Below are 22,169 nucleotides of genomic sequence, written 5' to 3'. Positions count from 1 at the left end.
CACTACCCCGGGCCGGGCCGGGCCACGCGATCCATACTGGATTCGTTAAGTGACAGTTGACAGATCTGCCGCGTCTGACGACGATCAGGACGGGCACTATTAAGTGTCAATTTACGAACAGCGACAGGACCCGCGGGTCTGGAGGTGGCCCAGATGAGCATCGAGCCAAGGGCGCAAGTGGCCCCCGAGCGGGTGCTGCCGGCCCCGGTGCCCATGGCGCCGGAGACCGCCGCACAGCAGCGGGTCGTCCACCGCATCTGCGCCAGAGTCGCGCCGCCCGGCACCGACGTCGGCGTCGCCGAGCTGCCCCCGGGCGGCCTGCAGGTGTGGATCGACACCCCGGCGCCGGTAGGGGGGCCCGAGTCATGGGTGCTCCACCACCGCATGGCCCGCGAAGTGGCGCTGGTCGGCTGGCACTGCGAGGCCGACGCCGACCGCCTGCTGGTGCTGGGCTGGAGCGCCGCCTGCCTGCACAACCGGGTGCGCCTGCTGCAGAGCGGGCTGCGCCGGCTCGCCGACTTCGACCCGACCGCGCAGCGCGCCGTGCAGCTCGACGGCCGCGGCCCCGAGGACCTGGCCGCGCTGTCCATCGGCCAGGTCGTCGCCGACGTCTGCGCCTCGATCGAGCGGCGGCTGCGCTGGCCCGCGCGGCTGGCCGAGCTCGACGGGTTCGAGCGCAGCTCGGGCCTGGCGCACCTGCAGCTGCTCCTCGCCCAGGTCATCGGCCTGGAGGCGAAGGTCGCGGCCGCCTGCGAAGAGCACCTCGTCATGGCGCGGGTGCTCGCCGGCGCCGTCTGCGAACACTACGCGCGGCACTCCGACCTGCGCCGCGCCCAGCGCGAGGTGCTGGCGGAATCGCGCCACTGGGTGCACGCCAGCTCCCTCATCCGCAGCTCGGCCGCCGCACGGCCGGGCTCCACCGGTGCCGGCCGTCCCCACATGGGGCTGGCGGAGCGCCGCATCGCCGCGAGCGTCATCAACCACGGCGGGCCGCGGGTGATCCCCGCGACCGTCGCTCCCCGGGCCGGGCACGCCGGCCTCGGAGAGGGCGCGCGCTGACCCACGGCCGCTCAACGGCGAGCGGTACCCCGGAAAACCCCACCATCCGGTAGGAGAGCCCCGTCATGCGAACCCCCCCGCACCTGCCCGCCCGTCCCGGGCGCGAGCACCGAGACACCGAACACCCCCGGCGGCACCCGTACGTGCTGCACGAGCTTCCCGCGCGGCACGACCTCGCGGCGCACGACGCGTCCGACCCGTTCGCCGAGCAGCGGCTGCTGGGCATCCGCGAGTTGTCCAACCAGGCCATCGGCTCGATCGACGACCTTCTGCAGCACACCGCCTGACGTGTGCCCCGGCGGCTCCGGAACGGGAGCCGGAAAAAGCGAGACCGCACCCTTTGAGGAGAATCATGCAGGGACTGTCGCGAGTGGAGCTGAGGTCGCGTGACGTCGGGGGTCACCAGCCGCGCTCCGTGGCGGGCATAGAGACACCGCATACCCTGGACGAGGTCCGCGCCCTCGTCCGCCAGGCCGCGGCGGCCAAGCGCCGCCTGTACCCGGTCAGCACCGGCAGGAACTGGGGCATGGGCTCGGCCATGCCGGTGACCGACGACAACGTGGTCGTGGACCTCGGCGGCATGAACCGCATCCGCAGCCTCGACCTGGAGGCCGGCTACGCCGTCATCGAGCCGGGCGTCACCCAGGCCCAGCTCGCCGCCGTGCTGCGCGACACCCCGTGGATGCTGAACGTCACCGCCTCGTGCGCCGACACGTCGGTCATCGGCAACGCGCTCGACCGCGGCGACGGCTGCGTACGCTCCCGCGTCCACGACGTGGCCGGGCTGGAGGCCGTGCTGGCCGACGGCAGCGTGGTCACCACCGGCGGGCTCGACTCCGCGGGCCGCTACCACGGCCGGGTCGCCGGGCCCGACCTGACGCAGGCGTTCGTCCAGCACAACCTGGGCGTCGTCACCGCCATGGCCGTCTCGCTGGTGCCCCGCCCGCAGACCGTCGGCCTCGTGCACGGCCGCCTGCCCCGCGGGCAGGCCGGCGCCGCGCTCGGCGCCGTCACCGGCTTCCTGCGCGGCGGCAACCCCGCCGACGGCCTGATGCGCATCCGCGAGCTGTCGCTCGCCCCCGCCCACGGCGACTGGACGCTGCCGGCCGGCGTCGACCCGAGCCTGTTCACCGTCCTCGGCACCCTGCTCGGCAGCGACGCCACCGTGGAGCTCGCCGAGGAACTGCTGCGCAAGTCGCTGGTCGGCGTCGAGGGCGCCGAGGCGCTGCGCGTGGTCGACGCGGCCGAGGTCGGCCCGGACGACCCGATGTACCCCCGGGCGCTCATGGCGCAGGGCGTGCCGACCTGCCTCGGCGTGCACCACGCGCTGGGCGTGACCTCCTGCGACCAGATCGACGAGGGCGCGATGGGCTTCCTGGCGCTGCTGCCGCTGATGCCCATGGACGCCGCCAAGACCGACCAGATCATCGCCGCGCTCCAGACCGCCGTCGACGCCCACACCACCGCCCTCATGGTCGAGTGGAACCTCGTCGGCAGGCACCTGGCCAACGGCGTCATCCAGATCTTCTTCGACCGCGGCACGCCGTACGGCGCCCACCGCGCGCACCAGCTCCGCAGCGATGGCAGCGCCCTGCTGCGCGGCCACGGCTGCGCCATCTACCGCTCCGACATCGACCACGCCGCCGCCGCCGTCTGGTCCGAGACCAGCACCGCCGGCCTCGGCATGCTGCACCGGATCAAGACGGCGCTCGACCCCGACGGCCTGATCTCGCCCGGCCGTTACGGCGCCTGACCCGACCACTCGCCCCCGCTCCGCCGCCCGGCGGAGGCCACTTTCCAAGGAGGACCCACGTGCGTTCGTCACCAGCGGCCGCCGGCGCGGCGGGAACGGCCGGCCTCAACCGGCGTCACGGAGTGATGCTGCGCCTGGTCGGCGCGGGCGTCATGCTGACGGTGATGGCCGACACCACGGCCACCACCCTGGCCGTCGGCGTGCTGCGCTACACGCCCGCCGGCGCCGGCATGCCGCTCGGTGACCTCGTCTGGCTGACCAGCGCGGCGTTCATCCCCATCGCGGCCCTGCTGGCCACGGCGGGCCGCTGGGCCGACCTGTTCGGCCGCCGCCGGGTGCTGGCGGTCGGGCTCGTGGTCTTCGTGCTGGGCGGGATCGCCACGGTCACCGTCGAATCCTGGTCGTTCGTGCTCGCCGCACGGGCCGTCCAGGGCGCCGGCGCCGCGGCCATGATCCCGGCCAGCCTCGGGCTGCTGCTCGGCGAGCTGCCGGAGTCGCAGCGCCGCGGCGCGATCGCGCTGTGGAGCTCCGCCTCCGGCCTCGGCTGCCTGCTCATGCAGGCGGGCGGCGGCTGGCTCGCCGCCACCGTCGGCTGGCGGGCGCTGTTCATCCCCGACGTCGTCATCGGCGTCGCGCTGCTCGTCGCCTGCGCCGCGCTCCCGCCGGGCCGGCGCACCCAGGCCAAGGGCCGGCCGGACGTGCTCGGCGCCTGGCTGCTGGCCGCCGGCATCGCGGTCATCGTCCTGGCCATCTCCAAGGCGATGGACTGGGGCATGGACGTGCTCTGGCTGGCCGTCGCGGCGCTGGCCCTGCTCGGCGGCGCGTTCGCGCAGGCCAGGCACCACCGGCTGCCCGCGATCGACCTGGCCCTGTGGCGGCGGCCCAGGTTCGTCTGGGGCTGGCTGGCCACCTGGGGCTTCGGCGCCCTGTCGTACGGGCTGCTGACCGTGCAGCCGCTCTACCTGCTGCACCTCGGCTACCCGATGCTGGAGGTCGCCATGTGGCTGACCCCCACCTCGGTGGCCGTCGTCGTCACCAGCGTGCTCGCCGGGCGCCTGATCAAGCGGGTCGGCCCGTACGGGCTGATCTACGCCGGCTCGCTGCTGTGCGGCGGAGCGTGCGTGCTCGTGCTGGTGCAGACCGGGCCGACGGTGTGGGGCCTGATCGCCAGCGTCGTGGTCGGCATGGGGGTCGGGGCGCTCGCGCCCGGCACCTCCGTCGCCACCACCCTGGCCGCCCGCCCCCACCAGTACGCCTCCGCCGTCGGCGCGGCCACCATGGCGCGCATGGTCGGCGGCGCCGTGGGCGTCGCGGTCGTGTCGGTGGTGATCGACCACCCGTTCTTCATGACCGGCCCCTTCGCCGGCCTGGCCGGAGCGATCGCGCTGTGCGTGGCGATCTCCGTGCTCATCGGCGCGCTGGCCCTGACCAAGATCACGAAGACGCGGCCGGACCCCGACGACGTGATGGTCAAGGTGCCCCGCCGCCTGCTGCTCGAACTGCGCATGACGCTCGCCACCGTGGCGGCCGAGGCCGACGCGCTCCTGCCGGCCGAAACGCGCACCCCGGTCACCGACCCCCGTACGGCGCCGGACCCGCGTACGGCCGTCGAACCCCGGACGGACCGCGTACCGCGACCGCGCGCGGCCGAACCCGGGCCTCTCGCCGGGACCCGCGGGCACACGAACTAGTTGAACCATTCAGAAGGGCTCTCGTCATGGCAACCACATCGTGCGACGTAGCCGTCGTCGGCGCCGGGCTCGGAGGCTGCTTCCTGGCCTTACTCCTCAGCCGCCGCGGCAGGCGCGTCGTCGTCATCGAGCAGGGGCCTTCGGTCCCCAGCGCGGGCGCCGACTTCCTCAAACCCCCGGGGCTGCGCGTGCTGGCCCGGCACGGCCTGGCTGACCTCGCCGGACGCCACGGCCTGCGGCGCGACACCATCCGCTACTACCACGACGGCGACCCCATCCAGGAGTGCCGCTTCCCCGACGGCGGCTACCTCATCCGCCCCTACCGTGACCTCGTCGAGCTCATCTACGCCTCGTGCGCGATGGAGGGCGTCGAGTTCTGGTTCGACGCCAGCGTCGCCGGCATCGCCACCGACGGCGACCAGGTCGAGGAGCTGACCCTCACCGACGGGCGGCGGCTGCGGCCCGGCGTCGTGGTCGGCGCCGACGGCGCCCGGTCCGCCGTGCGCGAGGCCCTCGGCGTCGATCAGGTCATGACGCCGTACGAGCGGCTCATCATGCGCGTCGCCACCGTGCCGCTCACGGCCGGCGTCGCCCGGCTCAACCGGCTCTACTTCAGCTCCGAGGGCTGGCTCGCCTACCTGTACCCGCTCAACCGCGACGAGGCCCGCGTGTTCGTCGGCCTGCCGCCGGAGGACGACCGGGCCATCTTCGAGGACGGCATCCCCGTCCTGCTGGACCAGCTCAAGAAGTTCGTCACCGACAGCTCCGACGCCTTCGACACGCTCCAGCCGGCGCACTGGCAGCGGATCAAGGTCTCGTCGCTGCGGGTGGGGGCCTACCACCGCGGCAACGCCGCCCTGCTCGGCTCGGCCGCGTTCGCCTGCCACCCGATGACCGGCATGGGCATGAGCTACACGCTGCGCGACGCCGAGATCCTGGCCGACGCCATCGGCGACGCCGCCGGCGACCCCGTGCTGCTCGACCGGCTGCTGCACGCCCGCTACGAGCCCCGCCGCGACGCCCACCGGCAGCTCATCGACTACGGCGACGCGCTCGCCGCCACGTTCCACGACCGGGCGGCGTACCTCGCGGCCTTCCGCGCGGACCTGCACATCTTCGGTGAGAGCGAGGTGCCGGTCCTGCAGCCCGCCTGAGGCGGGCCGTCCCCGAGCCGCGCCCCCGCCGCTCGCCATTCCCCACCTGGTGAGGTCGTCCGGTGCCCCACGCTGAGTCCGGCCCAGCCCCAGGCGGCGGGGGCGCCACAAGGTAGGGCACTCCCTGCGTACCAGAAGGTAGGGCACTCCCTGCGTACCAGAAGGTAGGGCACTCCCTACCGTGAGGACGGGTGACAGCGGGGGTCCGCCGGCGCCCGCCGCTCGCGATGCTGAGGAGCGATCACTGAACCCTCGGCATCGGAGACAACGTGACTGTGGCAGATACGTCCCCCGCCCCGGCGGCGGCGCGACGGGGAAGCGACTACGCGGGGCTGTCGCGCCGCATCGCCCAGGCCGGGCTGCTGGAACGGCGGCCCGGCTACTACGCCGTCCGGATCGGCCTGGTGGCCGCCCTCTTCGCCGGAACGTGGGCGGTCTTCGCCGCGATCGGCGACTCCTGGTGGCAGCTGCCCGTCGCGGCGCTGCTCGCGGTGGCGTTCGGGCAGGTGACGCTGCTGGCCCACGACCTGGCGCACGGGCAGATCTCCCGGTCGCGGCGCACCAGCCGGATCGCCGGGCTCGTCGCCGGCAACCTGACCGTCGGGCTCAGCTACGGCTGGTGGATGGACAAGCACACCCGCCACCACGCCAACCCCAACCACGAGGACCACGACCCCGACGTCTCGCCCGACGTGCTGCTGTGGTCGCAGAAGCAGGCCGAGGCCAGCCGCGGCGTCGCCCGCGTCATCGGCCCCTGGCAGGCGTGGCTGTTCTTCCCGCTGCTCACCCTCGAAGGGCTGAACCTCAAGGTGGCGAGCTTCCGGGCGCTGCGCCGGCCCTCACTCAAGGGCCGGACGACCGAGGGGCTGCTGCTGTCGGCGCACGTGCTGGCGTACCTGGGGGCGGTCTTCGCCGTCCTGCCGCCGACGAAGGCGCTGCTGTTCCTGGCCGTGCACCAGGCCTGCTACGGCGTCTACCTGGGGTGCACGTTCGCCCCCAACCACAAGGGCATGCCGGTGCTCACCGCCGAGGACGAGCTGGACTTCCTGCGCCGCCAGGTGCTCACCTCCAGGAACGTGCGCGGCGGCCGGCTCATGGACATCGCGCTGGGCGGCCTGAACTACCAGATCGAGCACCACCTGTTCCCGAGCATGCCGTCCGCGAACCTGCGCCGCGCCCGCCCGATCGTCCGGTCCTACTGCGCCTCGCTCGGCGTCGCCTACGCCGAGTGCGGCCTGCTGGAATCGTGGGGACAGGCGCTGCGCCACCTGCACGAGGTCGGCCGGCCGCTACGTCAGGTCAGGAGGTGACGATCAGCTCCAGGCCGTCGCGGTCCTCCTCGACCTGATGGCCCGCCGCGACGAGGACGGCGCGCAGGGCCAGACGCACCGCGGCCCGGACGGTGCCGTACCTCATCAGTTGCCCGGCGGCCACGTCCCAGGCGACGACCACCCCCCGTGCGGGGTCGTGCCAGACCGCGAGGCCGCCGTCCGCGGCGGCCGGGCCGGCGTCGACCGTGAAACCCGCGTCCGTCAGCTCCTTGCGGACCCGCTGTTCCAGGTCCTGGGCGGCGCCCAAGGCGGTGTCCATCCGAGTCCGCTGCCCGCGCATCAGCCGTCTAATCCTGAAGTGTGTGGAAGGATGGCGACTGTGTCCTGCGCGCCATCCGCGGCGTCAGCGGTGCTGCGCCTGTCCAGGGCCGTCGTGTTCGCGACGGCCTGCGGCGCGGTGTCGGCAGCCGGTCACGCGCTCGCCGGAGGGGGCCGCGTCCCGCTCGGCGCCTGCCTGGCGGCGGTGCTCGCGGTGCTCGCCCTGGCGTACGCGATCAACGGGCGCGAACGCGGCCCGGCCGCCGTGCTCGCGGCCACCGTGGTCACGCAGACGGCGCTGCACCAGCTCTTCGACCGGCTCGCGCCCGGCGACGTCACCGCATCCGGCCACGGGCATCCGGCGCCCGGGATGGCGCTGGTCCACCTCACGCTGGCGGCGCTGACGGCGTGGTGGCTGCACCGCGGCGAGAGCGCGCTGTGGCTGATGATCCGCCTGTACGGCGCGCCACGCCCGGCCATCCGCCTCTTCACCGCGCTCCCGGCCGTCGCCGCCCGCCCGGTCCCCGTTCCGATCGTCCCCTGCGACGCGCGCGTGCTCGCGGGCAGGACCGTCTCCGCCGCGATCTCCCGCCGAGGCCCGCCCGTCCAGGTCGCCTGACGCCCGTCCCGCCGGTGCGCGGGCGGGCTCGGGCGCGTGGGTTCCTTTCACGTCCGGCAGATCGTTCTGGAGAGATCATGGCATTGTCGTCACGCCGGCTGCTCGGGGGAGGGCTGGCCGCGCTCGTCTGCGCCGCCGTCCTGACCTGTCCGGCAGCGCCGGCATCGGCTCACGACGCGCTCAAGCGCAGCTCGCCCGCCAAGGACGCGCAGGTCTCCTCCCTGGAGGAGATCGAGCTCGAATACAGCGCGAGCGTCAAGTTCCCGTTCGTCGTGCTGCACGACGCCGCCGGGAAGCAGGTCCCGCTCGGCGAGCCGCGGCTGGAGGGGCCGAAGGTGTTCGCCGGCGTTCCGCGGCCGCTCGCGCCCGGCGCGTACGTGATCGGCTGGCGGGTCGTCTCGTCCGACGGGCACCCCATCGAGGGGGAGATCCCGTTCCGGGTGAAGGGCGCCCCTTCGCCGCGGGCCACACCGGCCGCCGAGGCCGCTCCTCCCACGGACGCGGGCGGCACGCCGGCGGCCCGCGAGAGCGCCGCGGCGGGGGTGCCCGGGTGGATCTGGGGCGGCCTCGCGGTGCTCCTCGTGCTGGGGGCGTTCGTGCTGCTCAGGAGTTCGCGCCGCAAGCCGGGGGAGCCGGATGCTGGTTGAGCGGGCCAGGCGGGTCGCGCGGCGGTGGGTGCTCGCCGAGGGCGCGGCGCTGCCCGGGTTCCAGGGGGCGGTGCTGGCCGGGTCCGCGCTGTGGGCCCGGCCGGACGCCCGCCATCCCGCGACGTCCGACGTGGACGTCCTGGTGATCGTCGACCCGGCCGCCACCGCCCCCTCCATCGGCAAGCTCCGCTACGAGGGGGTCCTGCTGGACGTCTCCGTCGCGCCCATGCCACGCTCGGCGCACGACGTGCTGAGCGACTACCACCTGGCCGGCACCTTCCACCTGCCGGGCGTGCTGGCCGACCCGACCGGGCGGCTGACCGAGCTGCACCGGGCGGTCTCCCGCGACTTCGCCGAACGGCCGTGGGTGCTCGCCCGCTGCACCCAGGCCATGGACCGGGTACGCGGCTGGATCAACGGCATGGACGACTCCGCGCCGCTGCCCGCCCAGGTCACCTCGTGGTTGTTCGGGACGGGCGTGACCACCCACGTGCTGCTCGTGGCCGGGCTGCGCAACCCCACGGTCCGCGGCCGGTACGCCGCCGTGCGCGACCTGCTCGCCGAGCACGGCCGCCTGGACGTCCACGAGAGCCTGCTCGACCTGCTCGGCTGCGCCGGCCTCGGCGCCGCCCGGGTGGAACGGCACCTCGCGGCGCTGGAGGAGGCGTTCGACGAGGCGGCGTCGGTGCGGGCGCCGTCGTACCGGTTCGACTCCGACCTCACCGCCCTGGCCCGGCCGATCGCGATCGACGGCACCCGCGAGCTCATGGCCCGGGGCCTGCACCGCGAGGCCGTCTTCTGGCTGACGGCCACCTACGCCCGCTGCCTGACCGAACTCGCCGCCGCCGGCCGGCCCGCCCGCCACGAGAAGGGCCTGCGCGAGCTCCTCGCCGACCTCGGCGCGGAAACCTCCGACGACCGTCACCGCCGCGGCGCCCGCGTCCTCACCTGCCTGCCCGCCCTCTGGCAGACCGCCACGACCCTGCGCCCCGAGGTCAGCGGCCGGTGAGGCGGGGGAGGGCGTCGCCGTAGAGGGCGGGGCTGCTGTCGGCCTCGGCGATGAAGTCGCCGGGGAAGCCCAGCTCGAAGGGCACCGCCGACTCCAGCCGGCGCATCGCCTCCGCGGGCAGCTCGACCTCCGTGGCGCCCAGGTTGTCCTTGAGCTGCTCGGCGCTGCTCGTGCCGAGGATCGGGTGCACGCCGCGCCGCAGCGCCCAGGCGATGGCGACCTGCGACGGCGTGACCCCGAGCTCGCCGGCCACGTCCATCACGACCCGCACGCCGGCCCGGTCGCGTTCGCTGATCGAGTCGGGCGACACCCGTGACGCCGCCGCTCCCGCCGCGGCGTACCTGCCGGACAACACGCCGCGCGCCAGCACGCCCCACGCCGCCACGCTCATCCCGAACGCCCGCGCCATCGGCAGCAACTCACGCTCCACGTCCCGCCGCAGCAGGTTGTACGGCACCTGCAACCCGGCGAACGGCGTCCACCCACGCCACTCCGCCAGCGTGTTCGCCCGGCTGACCAGCCACGCCGGCGCGTCCGAGATCCCGGCGTACAGCACCTTTCCGGCGCGGACCGCGTCGTCCATCGCCCGCATCGTCTCCTCGACCGGCGTGTGCCGGTCCCAGACGTGCACCCAGTACAGGTCGATGTAGTCGGTGCGCAGCCGGCGCAGGCTCCGCTCCAGCGACAGGGTGAGGTTCTTGCGGTGGTTGCCGGCCGCGTTCAGGTCGGTGCGGTCGCGGCTGCCGGTGTACTTCGTGGCCAGCACGAAACGGTCGCGGCGACCTTGGAGCAGCTCGCCGACGACGTCCTCGCTCCCGCCGTACATGGAGGCCGTGTCCACCACGTTCCCGCCGGCCTCGGCGTACAGGTCGAAGACGCTCCGGACCTCCGGGGAGGACTCCTGGTACGTCATCGCGCCGAGGAACAGCTCCGAGACGCGCAAGCCGGTGGGCCCGAGCAGCCGGTAACGCATGGTCGTCATGACTCCAACCTGCCGCCCGGCCGCCGCAGGAGGGAGACCGCGCCCATACTGGCCCCCGCGGGGCCACGATGAGCGCGTGACGGCCCCGTACACTCGGCGCGTGACCGACAACGAGCTCGGCGCCTATCTGCGCGCCCGCCGCGAGTCCGTCAGACCGGCGGACGTCGGCCTGCCCGACAGCCCGCGGCGGCGCACGCCGGGGCTGCGCAGGGCGGAGCTGGCCACCCTGGCCGGGGTCAGCGTGGAGTATCTGACCAGGCTGGAGCAGGGGCGCGACCGCAACCCGTCCGCGCAGGTGCTCGCGACCCTCGCCGAGGCCCTGCGGATGACCCCGGAGGAGCGCGTCCACCTGCGTCTGCTGTCCAAGGTGTCGGGCGGCGGGCACGCGTTGTGCCCGGGCTCGGCGCGGGCGCCGTCCCGCGAGGTGCGCCGGACCGTGCTGGCGCTGCTCGACGGCCTCGACCCCGCGCCCGCCGTGCTGCTCAACCGGATCGGCGACGTGCTCGCCCACACCGCGGCCTTCCGCCGCGTGTTCGGCCCCGTCGGGCTGCTCGACGGCGACGAGCCCAACCTCATCCGGTACGTCTTCGCCGACTCCCGCGCCAGGATCGCCTACCCCGACTGGGACCGGGTCGCCGACGAGCAGGCCGCCGCGCTCAAGCTCGACAACGCCCCCGGCGACGCCTACGTGGCCGAGCTGACCGCCGAGCTGTCGTTCGCGGCCGGTGAGGCGTTCACCTCCCGGATGGCCGCCCCGGCCGCGCCCCCGCCGGCCGCGCCCGTGGAACGGCTGGCCCACCCCGAGACCGGCGAGCTGCGGCTGGCCAGGGAGCCGCTCCACCTGTCCGACGGCGAGCAGCGCATCGTCGCGTACGTGCCCGCCGACGCCGCCACCGCGGCCGCGCTCGACCACCTCACCGGCCGCCGCCCCGGCACCCTGCGCGCGGTGAACGACCTCACGCCCGCCGCAGCGAACGGGTGAGACCGGCGGCGATCGTGGTGGCGAGCACCCACCCGGCCGCGATCAGCCCGTACGCCAGCCACTGCGTCGCGCCGCCCGGGTTGTAGGCCCGCTCCTGCCCGAAGTCGATGATCGGCAGCAGCAGGTCGAGCGTGTAGACGAACGCGTTGAAGTGCGGCGCCTCCCCGGCCTTCAGCGGCAGCGGCTGGACCCGCGTGAACACCACCGTGCCCGCGGCCAGCAGCACCGCCAGCCACGCCGCCGCCCGCGGGGGGCGGAAGCCGTAGCCGACGGTGACGTCCTGCAGGTGGCCCCAGAAGCGGGCGTACCACGGCAGGGTGGCGCGGCGCCGCCGCTGGCTGGCCAGCAGCGTCTCGCGGGCGTCGGCGTCACTGCCCAGCCGCCGGTACATGCCGGCCAGCTGCTCGTAGGCGTTCGGCAGGTAGCCGTCCGGGTCGCGGCGCAACCACCTGAGCCGCTCGGCGGCCGGCAGCACGGGTTTGAGCACCTCGTACGCCAGCCCGTCCATGCACAGCTCGCCCGGCCACACGGCGGGGCTGTCGCGCAGCACCCCGATGCGGGCGTAGCGCAGGTCGACCGTGCCGACGACCGGTTCGGCGGTGCGCAGCGCCAGCTCGCGCGTCTCCAGCCGCCAGCACTTGAGCGCCTCGCCGCCCGGCGTCTCCAGGGTGGCGTCGTCGAAGCACAGGCGGCTGCCGATCTGGGCGTTGGTCAGCCGGATCCGGCCGCGCGCGGAGAAGCCCTCGCAGAGCTTGAGCATCTTGCCGACCGTGATGCCGTTGGCCGACAGCGCCGCGCCGCCCGGGTTGACCAGCCGGGCGCCCTCGAAATGGGCGGAGGCGGCGACGGAGGCGTCGCACAGGCTGATCTCGCCCTCGGCCGTCATGCCCTCGCGGGCCAGCAGCGAGCCGTCCACGGCCAGGCCGTCGCCCGCCAGCGCCACGCCGCCGGGGTGGCGCAGCCGCGCGCCGTCGAGGCCGAGCGTGCGGCCGATCTTCGCCGCCTCCAGCCGCACCATGCCCTCGGCCTCGACCAGCGACAGGAACAGGCCGCCCTCGGCGTTCAGCCCGCCGCCGCGCACCGCCAGCCCGCCGGGGTTGCGCAGCCGGGAGCCGCGCAGCGTGAGCGGGCCGCCGACGCGGGCGTGGCGCAGCCGGACCTCGCCGTCGACCTCCATCCGCCGGGCGAACAGCCCCACCTGGACGTCGAGGTTGGACGCGCCGAACGCCAGCCCGCCCGGCGCCCGCAGGCGCGCGCCGTCGAGGCGCACCGCGGAGGCGATCCTGGCCGCCGTGAGGACGATCTCGCCGTGGCAGGCGAAGCCGTCCTCGGCGCGCAGGTCGCCGCCGACGTCGAGCTGCTCGCCGTTGACCGCGACCCCGCCGGGGTGGTCGAGGCGGGCCCCGCTGAGCGTGAGGTTGCCGGTGATCCGCGCGCCGTGCAGGCGCACCTCGCCGGTGACGTGGCAGGCGTTCAGCCGCAGGTTGCCCTCGACCTGGAGGTTGGAGGCCACCAGGCCGGGCAGCCGCGAGCCGGCGAAGCTGAGGAAGCGGGTGCGGGCCTGGTACAGGTCGGGCGGCTCGTCGAAGGCGCAGTCCTCGAACGTGACCGGGAAGGCCACCTCGGCGAAGCCCAGGCGGAGCCGCCCGGTGATCCGGGCCCCGGCCAGGCGCAGCGCGGGCTTGTCGGCCGGGCCGGCGTACTCGGCGAGCAGCAGCCCGGCCAGCACGTCCGCGCGTACGAGCCGCTCGGGGCCCCAGGCGTCCGCGCGGGCGGGGGCGTCGTCGGCGGGATTCCCCGCCCGCAGGTCCGCCTGCCGCCCGCCGGGGACGGCGTCGGCCACGGCCTGCTCTGCGGGGGTGAGTTCGGCGGGGGTGAGTTCGGCGGCGAGCACACCGCCATTCTCCCGGCGATCCCGCCGACCGCGCACGCTCTGCCGCATGAAGTCGCGCGCGGGCCGGTACCCGGCCCGCGCGCCCGATCAGGCCCGTTTCGCGATGGCCGTGATGAACGGCTGCACGAGCTTGGCCGCCAGCGGCCCGAACGCCGCCAGGATCAGCACGTACGCCGCCGCCAGCGCCCCCAGGTCGGGGTGGACGCCCGCGCCCACCGCCAGACCGGCGATGACGATGTTGAACTCGCCGCGTGGGATCAGCGCGATGCCCGCGCGGGCGCGGCCGGCCTTGGCGATGCCCGCCCGTTTGGCCGCGTACGCGCCGGTCAGCAGCTTCGTGATCATGCTGACCAGGGCCAGCAGCGCCGCCAGCCCGGCCACCGGCAGGATCTTCGCCGGGTCGGTCTGCAGGCCGAAGAACACGAAGAAGACCGCCGCGAACAGGTCGCGCAGCGGCGCCAGCAGCGCCCGCGCGTCCTCGGCGAGCTGACCCGACAGCGCGATCCCCACCAGGAACGCGCCCACGGCCGCCGACACCTGCAGCTGCTGGGCCAGGCCCGCCACCAGCAGGGCCAGCCCGACGACCTTGAGCAGCAGCACCTCGGAGTTGGGGCTGCGCACGAACGCCTCGATGAAGCGCCCGAACTTCAGCGCCAGGACGAGCACGACGCTCACCGTCGCGAGCGCGATGCCCACCGAGATGGCCCCGCTCACCAGGCTCAGCCCGGCCAGCATGGTCGTCAGCACCGGCAGGTAGATCGCCATCGTGAGGTCCTCGAAGACCAGCAGCGACAGCACCGTCGGCGTCTCTCGGTTACCGATCCAGCCGAGGTCGGACAGCACCTTGGCGGTGATGCCCGACGAGGTCGCGTACGTGACGCCCGCCATCGCGACGGCCGCCACCGGGCCCCAGCCCAGCAGTAAGGCGATGATCGCGCCCGGCGCCGCGTTGAGCACCAGGTCGACGATGCCCGCGCGGGCGTTGCCGGTGAGGCTCGTCACGAGCTCGTCGGCGTTGTACTCCAGGCCGAGCGTCAGCAACAGCAGGACCACGCCCAGCTCGGCGCCGACCGAGATGAACTCCTCGCTGGTCGCGAGCGGCAGCACGCCGCCCGTGCCGAACGCCAGCCCGGCGATCAGGTAGAGCGGGATGGGGGAGATGCCGACCCGCAACGCGAACGCGCCGAGCACGCCCAAGCCGAGGACGACAGCACCGAACTCCAGAAAAATGACCGCGGTATGGTGCAACCCGCGGCCCTACCCTTCTGCCAGGATGCCGGCGACCTCGGCGGTGCTGTCCTCGCTGCCGACGACCACCACCACGTCACCGGCGTCGAACACGAACTCCGGGCCGGGGCTGGCGAAGACCTGCCCGGCGCGGACCACGGCCACGATCGAGGCGCTCGTCCGCGTCCGCACCCGGGCGTCGCCCATGGGGCGGCCGACGTACGGGGAGCCCGCCGGGATCGGCAGCTGCACGCTCACCAGGCCCGCCACCTGCTGGTGGAGCTGGTTGAGCCGCTGCACGATGCGGGGCGCGCCGAGCAACTCGGCCAGCGCGTCGGCTTCCTCGTCGTTGAGCTTGACCGTGTGGCAGACCGCGTCGGGATCGTCCTTGTCGTAGATCACCAGGTCGCGGCGGCCGGTGCGGTGGGAGACGACACCCACCCGCTGCCCTCTCCGCGTGGTGAAATCATGCCGCAGGCCGATCCCGGGCAGTGCTGTCTGTTCGACCTCCACCTATCCCACCTGTCCAGAGCTGCACATTTCCGGACACCCTACCAACGAGTTACCCCTCCAAGGCGTACCCTGTCGCGCCCGGGCCGTTACTTTCCGCCAGGCTGGTGCCGCCTTTCCCGTACGCGCATGCTCACCTGTCCTCCGTGGATCGGGTGATGAGGTCGAGCGCCTGGCGGGCGATCTCCCATTCCTCGTCCGTGGGGATGACCAGCACCGCCACCTCGGCCCCCGGCGGCGACACCGCGCGCTCCTCCCGCGAGGCCGCCTCGTTGCGCGCCGGGTCCACCGCGATGCCGAGCCGTTCCAGGCCCGCCAGCGACTCGGCGCGGGTGGCGGCGTCGTGCTCGCCCACGCCGCCCGCGAACACGATCGCGTCCGCCCGGCCGAGCAGGGCGTAGTAGGCGCCGACGTACTTGCGGATGCGCCTCGTGTAGACGGCCAGCGCCAGGCGGGCCTCGGCGTCGTCGCGGGCCCGCACCTCGCGCATGTCCAGGGTGCCGGCCAGCGCGCGCAGCCCGCCCTGGTGGCCGAGCAGGTTCTCCACGTGCTCGGCGTCCAGGCCGGCCACGCGGGCGAGGTAGCCGGGCAGGGCGGGGTCGACGTCGCCCGAGCGGGTGCCCATCACGAGCCCCTCCAACGGCGTCAGGCCCATGGAGGTGTCCACGCTGCGCCCGCCGGAGATCGCGGTCGCGCTGGCGCCGTTGCCCAGGTGCAGCACGATCAGGTCGAGCTCGGCGAGGTCGCGGCCGAGGAAGTCGGCGGCCCGGCGGGAGACGTACGCGCAGGAGGTGCCGTGGAAGCCGAAGCGCCGCACACCGAGCCGCTCGCGCCACTCGCGCGGCACCGCGTACGTGTACGCCTCCGGCGGCAGCGTCAGCTGGAACGCCGTGTCGAACACCGCCACCTGCGGCACCCCGGGGAACGCCGCGCCCGCCACCCGGATGCCGGCCAGGTTGACCGGGTTGTGCAGCGGCGCGAGCGGGGCCAGCTCCTCGATGGCGGCGATCACGGCGTCGTCGACGAGCACCGCCCGGTCGAACCGGTCGCCGCCGTGGACCACCCGGTGCCCGACCGCGACCGGGTCCAGCTTCGGCCCGGCCACCTGGAACGCCTCCATGACCGCGGCCAGGCCCTCGTCGTGCCCGGCGAAGCGCTCGCGCCGCTCGTACGGGGGAGCGTCGCCGGCGTGGTGGACGAGCCTGCCCCGATCCTCGCCGATGCGCTCCACCAGCCCGTGCGCGGGACGTTCGCGGGTGCGCATGTCCACGAGCTCGTACTTGATGGAGGACGAGCCGGTGTTCAGGACGAGAATGCGTTCTGCCATGTCCACGTTCTGATCTCCGTGGGGTCCTCGCCGTGGTCGCGGGTGTACTGGCGCGCCCGCAGCCGCTCGTCGCTCATCCGCTGGCGCAGGTGCGCCTGCGTGGAGCCGAGACCGGGGACGCGGTCGATGACGTCCATGACCAGGTGGTAGCGGTCGATGTCGTTGAGCATCGCCATGTCGAACGGCGTCGTCGTGGTGCCCTCCTCCTTGTAGCCGCGCACGTGGATGTTGTCGTGGCCGTTGCGGCGGTAGGTGAGCTGGTGGATGAGCGACGGATAGCCGTGGAAGTCGAAGATGACCGGCTTGTCGACGGTGAACAGGGTGTCGAACTCGGCGTCCGACATGCCGTGCGGGTGCTCGGTCGCCGGCTGCAGCCGCATGAGGTCGACCACGTTGATGACGCGGACCTTCAGCTCCGGCAGGTGCTCGCGCAGCAGCGCCGCGGCGGCCAGCGTCTCCAGCGTCGGCACGTCACCGGCGCAGGCCAGCACGACGTCCGGCTCGGTGCCGTCGTCGGTGGAGGCCCACGGCAGGATGCCGAGGCCGCGCGTGTTGTGCGCGATCGCCTCCTCCATCGTGAACAGGTCCAGGATGGGCTGCTTGCCGGCCACGATCACGTTGACGTAGTCGCGAGAGCGCAGGCAGTGGTCGGCCGTCGACAGCAGCGTGTTGGCGTCCGGCGGCAGGTAGACCCGCACCACCGAGGCCTTCTTGTTCAGCACCACGTCGAGGAAGCCCGGGTCCTGGTGGCTGAAGCCGTTGTGGTCCTGCCGCCACACGTGCGACGACAGCAGGTACGTCAGCGACGCCACCGGCCGCCGCCACGGGATCTTCTGCGACGACTCCAGCCACTTGGCGTGCTGGTTGAACATCGCGTCCACGATGTGGATGAACGCCTCGTAGCAGTTGAACAGCCCGTGCCGGCCGGTCAGCAGGTAGCCCTCCAGCCAGCCCTGGCACAGGTGCTCGCTCAGCACCTCCATGACCCGGCCGCCCGCGCCCAGGTTCTCGTCGGTCGGCAGCAGCTCGGCGTTCCAGGCCCGGTCGGTGACCTCGAAGACGTCCGAGAGGCGGTTCGAGGCGGTCTCGTCCGGGCCCATCAGCCGGAACGAGGACGGGTTGGCGGCGATCACGTCGCGCAGCCACGCGCCGAGCACCCGCGTCGGCTCGCTCGACTGCGTGGCCGGCGCCTTGACCTCGACCGCCGTCCTGCGGAAGTCGGGCAGCCGCAGCGGCTCCAGCAGTTCGCCGCCGTTGGCGTGCGGGTTGGCGCTCATCCTGCGGGTGCCGGGCGGCACCGTCTCGCGGATCGCCCGCACCGGCCGCCCGTCGGAGCCGAACAACTCCTCCGGCCGGTACGACCGCATCCACTCCTCCAGCATCCCGAGGTGGGTGGGGTTCTCGCGGACCTTGGCCAGCGGCACCTGGTGGGAGCGCCAGGTGCCCTCCACCGGCTTGCCGTCCACCTCGCGCGGCCCCGTCCAGCCCTTCGGCGTGCGCAGGATGATCATCGGCAGCCGGTCGGCGTCGCCCCCTTTGTACGCGGCGATCTGCTCGAACACGGTGTCCAGGGTGCCCGCCATCTCGGCGTGGTCGGGGCCCACCAGGTGGGGGCGGTAGCCGTACCCCTCCATGAGCTTGATCAGCTCGTCGGTGGGGATGCGCGCCAGCACGGTCGGGTTGGCGATCTTGTAGCCGTTCAGGTGCAGGATGGGCAGCACGACGCCGTCGCGGCGGCGGTCGAGGAACTTGTTGGAATGCCAGCTCGCGGCCAGCGGGCCCGTCTCGGCCTCCCCGTCTCCCACGATGCAGGCCACCACCAGGCCGGGGTTGTCGAAGGCCGCGCCGTACGCGTGCGCGAGCGCGTACCCCAGCTCGCCGCCCTCGTGGATCGACCCCGGCGTCTCCGGCGCGGCGTGGCTCGGGATGCCGCCGGGGAAGGAGAACTGGCGGAACAGCCGCCGCATGCCCTCCGCGTCCTGCGACACGTCCGGATAACGCTCGGAGTACGACCCCTCCAGCCACGCGTGCGCCACCGCGGCCGGGCCGCCGTGCCCGGGGCCGCAGATGTAGATCATGTCCTGGTCGCGCTCGCGGATCACCCGGTTGAGGTGGGCGAAGCAGAAGTTCAGCCCCGGGGTCGTCCCCCAGTGACCGAGCAGGCGCGGCTTGATGTGCTCGGGCCGCAGCGGCTCGGTCAGCAGCGGGTTGTCCAGCAGGTAGATCTGCCCGACGGACAGGTAGTTGGCCGCCCGCCAGTACGCGTCAATGTGCTCCATCCTCTGCTGCTTCCCCACACACCGTGCTGAACCCTCATCGGGCTGGATAAGGTGCCGCACATGGGGTTCAGGAGTTCGTGCTGGTACGCGGGTGACGACCGCGACCCCTCCGTCCACCGGGCGTGGACGCGGCGGGGGCTGCCGCGCGAGGCGGCCGTCACCCGGGCCGACCTGCACGTTTTCGCCGGGTCGAGCGGCGACCGGGTGGGCCGCGGATCCTACTGAAAGTCGGCTCCGCCGTGTACGGAATCAACCTGCCGGGGTACGGGGTTACGGGACGATGGGACCGGCGAATCAGCCGGTCGAAGGGGACTCTAGGAGGACGCGTGAACGGCGACATCACCCAGAGCCAGGAGTGGGCGGCTCTGGGCAAACACCACGAGGAGCTCGCGGGCAGGCAGCTGCGCGAGTTGTTCGCGGAGGACCCGGGCCGGGCCGGCCGCATGACGGTGACCGCCGGCGACCTCTACCTCGACTACGCCAAACACCGCGCCACGCAGGAGACCATCGACCTGCTCGTGGCCCTGGCCGAGCGGGCCGGGCTGCGCGAGCGTGTCGAGGCCATGTTCCGCGGCGAGCACATCAACGTCAGCGAGGACCGCGCGGTCCTCCACGTGGCGCTGCGCCTGCCGCGCGACGCCGAGCTGGTCGTCGACGGCCAGGACGTCGTGGCCGACGTGCACGCCGTGCTCGACAAGATGAGCGCCTTCGCCGACCGGGTGCGCTCCAAGGAGTGGCGCGGCGCCACCGGCAAGCCCATCGAGACGGTGGTCAACATCGGCATCGGCGGCTCCGACCTCGGCCCCGCCATGGCCTACGAGGCGCTGCGCGACTACGCCGACGCCGGCATCACGGCCCGGTTCGTCTCCAACATCGACCCGGCCGACATCACCGGCAACCTCGCCGGCCTCGACCCGGAGACCACGCTGTTCGTGGTCAGCTCCAAGACCTTCACCACGCTGGAGACGCTCACCAACGCCCGCGTCGCGCGCCGATGGCTGGTCGACGCCCTCGGCGACGACGCCGTCTCCAAGCACTTCGTGGCCGTCTCCACCAACGCGGCCAAGGTCGCCGAGTTCGGCATCGACACCGACAACATGTTCGGCTTCTGGGACTGGGTGGGCGGCCGCTACTCGTACGACGGCGCCATCGGTCTGTCCCTGATGATCGCCATCGGGCCCGAGCGCTTCCGCGAGATGCTGGCCGGCTTCCACACCATCGACGAGCACTTCCGCACGGCGCCGTTCGAGGCCAACATGCCGGTGCTGATGGGCCTGCTCGGGGTCTGGTACACCGACTTCTTCGGCGCCGAGACCCGCGCCGTGCTGCCCTACAGCCAGCGGCTGCACCGCTTCCCCGCCTACCTGCAGCAGCTCACGATGGAGTCCAACGGCAAGTCCGTCCGCGCCGACGGCACCCCGGTCACCACCGCCACCGGCGAGATCTTCTGGGGCGAGCCCGGCACCAACGGCCAGCACGCCTTCTACCAGCTCCTGCACCAGGGCACCAGGCTCGTGCCGGCCGACTTCATCGGCTTCGCCGAGCCCCACGACGACCGCGAGGGCATGCACGACCAGCTGACCGCCAACCTGCTGGCGCAGACCTCGGCGCTGGCGTTCGGCAAGACCGCCGACGAGATCGCGGCCGAGGGCACCGCGCCCGAGATCGTGCCTCACAAGGTGATGCCGGGCAACCGCCCCACCTCCACGATCCTCGCGCCGAAGCTGACCCCGTCCACGCTGGGCCAGCTCGTCGCCCTCTACGAGCACATCGTCTTCGTCGAGGGCACCATCTGGGGCGTCGACTCCTTCGACCAGTGGGGTGTCGAGCTGGGCAAGAAGATGGCGCTCGACCTGGCGCCCGCGCTCACCTCCGACGCGCCGCCGACGTCCTTCCCCGACGCCTCGACCGAGCAGCTCATCCGCCGCTACCGCGAGCTGCGGGGCCGGCGTGTCTGAGCAGGCCGGCGCGCTGGTCCTGTTCGGCATCACCGGAGACCTCGCGCGCAAGATGGTTCTGCCCGCCCTCTACCGGCTGGCGGCCGACGGGCGGCTGGACGTGCCGATCATCGGCGTGGCCAAGACCGACCTCGACCTCGACGGGCTGCGCGAACACGTCCGCGCGGCCTGCGGCGGGGTCCACGACGCGGCGTTCGACAAACTGGCGGGCAACCTGCGGCTGGTCGCCGGCGACTACCGCGACCCCGCCGTCTTCGCCCGGCTGCGCGAGGAGGCCGAGGGCAAGGGCTTCCTCGTCCACTACCTCGCGGTGCCGCCGTCGTTGTTCGCCGCGGTCGCCGAGGGCCTCGCGGGCGAGGGCCTCAACCGCGAGGCCAGGCTCGTGGTGGAGAAGCCGTTCGGGCACGACCTCGACTCGGCCCGCGCCCTCAACGCCGAGCTGCTCAAGTACTTCGACGAGGACCACCTGCGCCGGGTCGACCACTTCCTGGGCAAGGAGCCGGTCGAGGACCTCATGGTGTTCCGGTTCGCCAACATGCTGCTGGAGCCCATCTGGAACCGCTCCTACATCCGCAGCGTCCAGATCACCCTGGCCGAAGACTTCGACGTGACCGAACGCGGCGGCTTCTACGACGCCAACGGCACCATCCGCGACGTCGTCCAGAACCACCTGCTGCAGCTGCTGGCCATCCTGGCCATGGACGCGCCGCCGTCCAAGGACGCCCGGGCCCAGCTCGACGAGAAGTGGCGGGTGCTGCGCGCGGTCCAGCCCATCTCGCCCGCCGACGTCGTCCGCGGCCAGTACGACGGCTACCTCGACACCGAGGGCGTGCGTCCCGGCTCCACGACGGAGACGTACGTCGCGATGCGCGCCTACATCGACAACTGGCGCTGGGCCGGGGTGCCGTGGTGCATCCGCTCCGGCAAGGCGATGCCGACCACCGACCTGGAGGTCGTCGCCGAGCTGCGCCGCCCTCCGGTGGCGATGTTCGACAACGGCGGCGCCCCCGACAGCCCCAACCTCATCAGGTTCCGGCTGCAGCCCGACGCGGGCGTGACGTTCGACGTGCTGGCCAAGGAGCCGGGCCGGCAGCACACCCGGCCGGTGCCGGTGAGCGTCGACTTCACCAAGGTGCTCGGGCCCATGGAGGCCGCCTACGAGCGCATCCTGGCCGACGCCGTCAGCGGCGACCCGCGCAGGTTCGCCAGGTTCGACCTGGTGGAGGAGTCGTGGCGGATCGTGCAGCCGGTGCTCGACCTGCCCGATTCGCCGCTGCCGTACGCGAAGGGGACCTGGGGGCCGCAGCCGGCGGAGGACATCCCGCCGGGGGGCTGGCACGAGATCTCGACGACCTTCGACTGATAGTCCACTCGGGTGGCATCGACGCGGGCGGGCTCGGCGGGTGACGATGGCGGGATGGACATCATGGAGATGGTGGAACAGTCGAAGGACGTCGCGACCGTCAAACGCTGTCTCTTATACAAATCT

Annotated in this window: 20 protein-coding genes; 13 read left to right on the top strand and 7 right to left on the bottom strand. The window is 73.3% G+C overall.

Annotated features, from left to right (window positions below; translation table 11 throughout):
• The first annotated feature begins 153 nt into the window (after positions 1-153).
• From C1J01_RS23195 to C1J01_RS23170, 6 genes are all read left to right on the top strand, one after another.
• Positions 154-1,059, top strand: a complete 906-nt coding sequence (locus tag C1J01_RS23195; protein WP_146615697.1) for a hypothetical protein — start codon at positions 154-156, stop codon at positions 1,057-1,059.
• Between the two features lie 65 nt (positions 1,060-1,124).
• Positions 1,125-1,346 carry a hypothetical protein gene (locus tag C1J01_RS23190; protein WP_111181078.1) on the top strand — a complete coding sequence of 74 codons (222 nt, stop codon included), beginning with the start codon at positions 1,125-1,127 and terminating at the stop codon, positions 1,344-1,346.
• Positions 1,347-1,411: 65 nt separating this feature from the next.
• The gene (locus C1J01_RS23185) at positions 1,412-2,812 is read left to right on the top strand and encodes an FAD-binding oxidoreductase (RefSeq protein ID WP_111181077.1); all 1,401 of its coding nucleotides are present in this window, start codon (positions 1,412-1,414) and stop codon (positions 2,810-2,812) included.
• A 59-nt stretch (positions 2,813-2,871) separates the two neighbouring features.
• Complete coding sequence (locus C1J01_RS23180) at positions 2,872-4,503, top strand: MFS transporter (protein WP_146615696.1); 1,632 nt, start codon at positions 2,872-2,874, stop codon at positions 4,501-4,503.
• A gap of 26 nt (positions 4,504-4,529) precedes the next feature.
• Complete coding sequence (locus C1J01_RS23175; protein WP_111181075.1) at positions 4,530-5,657, top strand: FAD-dependent oxidoreductase; 1,128 nt, start codon at positions 4,530-4,532, stop codon at positions 5,655-5,657.
• A gap of 269 nt (positions 5,658-5,926) precedes the next feature.
• On the top strand, positions 5,927-6,967 hold the full coding sequence (locus C1J01_RS23170) for a fatty acid desaturase family protein (RefSeq protein WP_235854607.1): 1,041 nt from the start codon (positions 5,927-5,929) through the stop codon (positions 6,965-6,967).
• Here C1J01_RS23170 and C1J01_RS23165 read toward each other — a convergent pair.
• Positions 6,957-7,247 carry a hypothetical protein gene (locus tag C1J01_RS23165; protein ID WP_111181073.1) on the bottom strand — a complete coding sequence of 97 codons (291 nt, stop codon included), beginning with the start codon at positions 7,245-7,247 and terminating at the stop codon, positions 6,957-6,959. The genes C1J01_RS23170 and C1J01_RS23165 overlap by 11 nt on opposite strands.
• Before the next feature lie 60 nt (positions 7,248-7,307).
• Between C1J01_RS23165 and C1J01_RS23160 the strand changes: the two genes are divergently transcribed.
• The 3 genes from C1J01_RS23160 (at position 7,308) to C1J01_RS23150 (ending at position 9,521) form a co-directional block, all read left to right on the top strand.
• Positions 7,308-7,865 carry a hypothetical protein gene (locus C1J01_RS23160; protein ID WP_146615695.1) on the top strand — a complete coding sequence of 186 codons (558 nt, stop codon included), beginning with the start codon at positions 7,308-7,310 and terminating at the stop codon, positions 7,863-7,865.
• Between the two features lie 77 nt (positions 7,866-7,942).
• Complete coding sequence (locus tag C1J01_RS23155) at positions 7,943-8,512, top strand: copper resistance CopC family protein (protein ID WP_111181071.1); 570 nt, start codon at positions 7,943-7,945, stop codon at positions 8,510-8,512.
• A complete protein-coding gene (locus tag C1J01_RS23150) occupies positions 8,502-9,521 on the top strand; it encodes a hypothetical protein (RefSeq protein WP_111181070.1) in 1,020 nt (339 codons plus the stop codon). Before C1J01_RS23155 ends, C1J01_RS23150 begins: the two co-directional genes overlap by 11 nt.
• On the opposite strand, the gene C1J01_RS23145 is transcribed toward C1J01_RS23150, so the two are convergent.
• Entirely contained in the window at positions 9,508-10,494 is a 987-nt protein-coding gene (locus C1J01_RS23145) for an aldo/keto reductase (RefSeq protein ID WP_111181086.1), read from the bottom strand. The two genes, C1J01_RS23150 and C1J01_RS23145, sit on opposite strands and share 14 nt — an antisense overlap.
• Positions 10,495-10,603: 109 nt before the next feature.
• Here C1J01_RS23145 and C1J01_RS23140 point away from each other — a divergent pair, with 109 nt between their 5' ends.
• Complete coding sequence (locus C1J01_RS23140; protein WP_111181069.1) at positions 10,604-11,485, top strand: helix-turn-helix domain-containing protein; 882 nt, start codon at positions 10,604-10,606, stop codon at positions 11,483-11,485.
• Here C1J01_RS23140 and C1J01_RS52330 read toward each other — a convergent pair.
• The 5 genes from C1J01_RS52330 to C1J01_RS23115 all read right to left on the bottom strand — a co-directional run bounded on the left by C1J01_RS52330 (position 11,460) and on the right by C1J01_RS23115 (position 18,722).
• A complete protein-coding gene (locus C1J01_RS52330) occupies positions 11,460-13,379 on the bottom strand; it encodes a hypothetical protein (RefSeq protein WP_111181068.1) in 1,920 nt (639 codons plus the stop codon). The genes C1J01_RS23140 and C1J01_RS52330 overlap by 26 nt on opposite strands.
• An 87-nt stretch (positions 13,380-13,466) precedes the next feature.
• Positions 13,467-14,627 (bottom strand): cation:proton antiporter, encoded by a 1,161-nt coding sequence (locus tag C1J01_RS23130; RefSeq protein WP_111181067.1) that lies wholly within the window; start codon positions 14,625-14,627, stop codon positions 13,467-13,469.
• 9 nt (positions 14,628-14,636) lie between these two features.
• On the bottom strand, positions 14,637-15,119 hold the full coding sequence (locus C1J01_RS23125) for a cation:proton antiporter regulatory subunit (protein ID WP_111181066.1): 483 nt from the start codon (positions 15,117-15,119) through the stop codon (positions 14,637-14,639).
• A 130-nt stretch (positions 15,120-15,249) separates the two neighbouring features.
• The gene (locus tag C1J01_RS23120; RefSeq protein ID WP_181448919.1) at positions 15,250-16,443 is read right to left on the bottom strand and encodes an acetate/propionate family kinase; all 1,194 of its coding nucleotides are present in this window, start codon (positions 16,441-16,443) and stop codon (positions 15,250-15,252) included.
• Positions 16,419-18,722 (bottom strand): phosphoketolase family protein, encoded by a 2,304-nt coding sequence (locus C1J01_RS23115; protein WP_111181064.1) that lies wholly within the window; start codon positions 18,720-18,722, stop codon positions 16,419-16,421. The genes C1J01_RS23120 and C1J01_RS23115 overlap by 25 nt, the downstream gene beginning before the upstream one ends.
• A 60-nt stretch (positions 18,723-18,782) precedes the next feature.
• Between C1J01_RS23115 and C1J01_RS50030 the strand changes: the two genes are divergently transcribed.
• The 3 genes from C1J01_RS50030 to zwf all read left to right on the top strand — a co-directional run bounded on the left by C1J01_RS50030 (position 18,783) and on the right by zwf (position 22,043).
• Entirely contained in the window at positions 18,783-18,947 is a 165-nt protein-coding gene (locus tag C1J01_RS50030) for a hypothetical protein (RefSeq protein WP_181448918.1), read from the top strand.
• A gap of 101 nt (positions 18,948-19,048) precedes the next feature.
• Positions 19,049-20,680, top strand: coding sequence for a glucose-6-phosphate isomerase (gene pgi / locus C1J01_RS23110; RefSeq protein WP_111181063.1), 1,632 nt, complete (start codon positions 19,049-19,051; stop codon positions 20,678-20,680).
• Positions 20,673-22,043 carry a glucose-6-phosphate dehydrogenase gene (gene zwf, locus C1J01_RS23105; protein ID WP_235854606.1) on the top strand — a complete coding sequence of 457 codons (1,371 nt, stop codon included), beginning with the start codon at positions 20,673-20,675 and terminating at the stop codon, positions 22,041-22,043. The genes pgi and zwf overlap by 8 nt, the downstream gene beginning before the upstream one ends.
• Positions 22,044-22,169 lie beyond the last annotated feature (126 nt).

It is taken from the genome of Nonomuraea aridisoli (assembly GCF_003236395.1).
Taxonomy (GTDB): Bacteria; Actinomycetota; Actinomycetes; order Streptosporangiales; family Streptosporangiaceae; genus Nonomuraea; species Nonomuraea aridisoli.
Note: the sequence above shows the minus strand (reverse complement) of the source record. Positions and strands in the feature narration are given on the sequence as shown.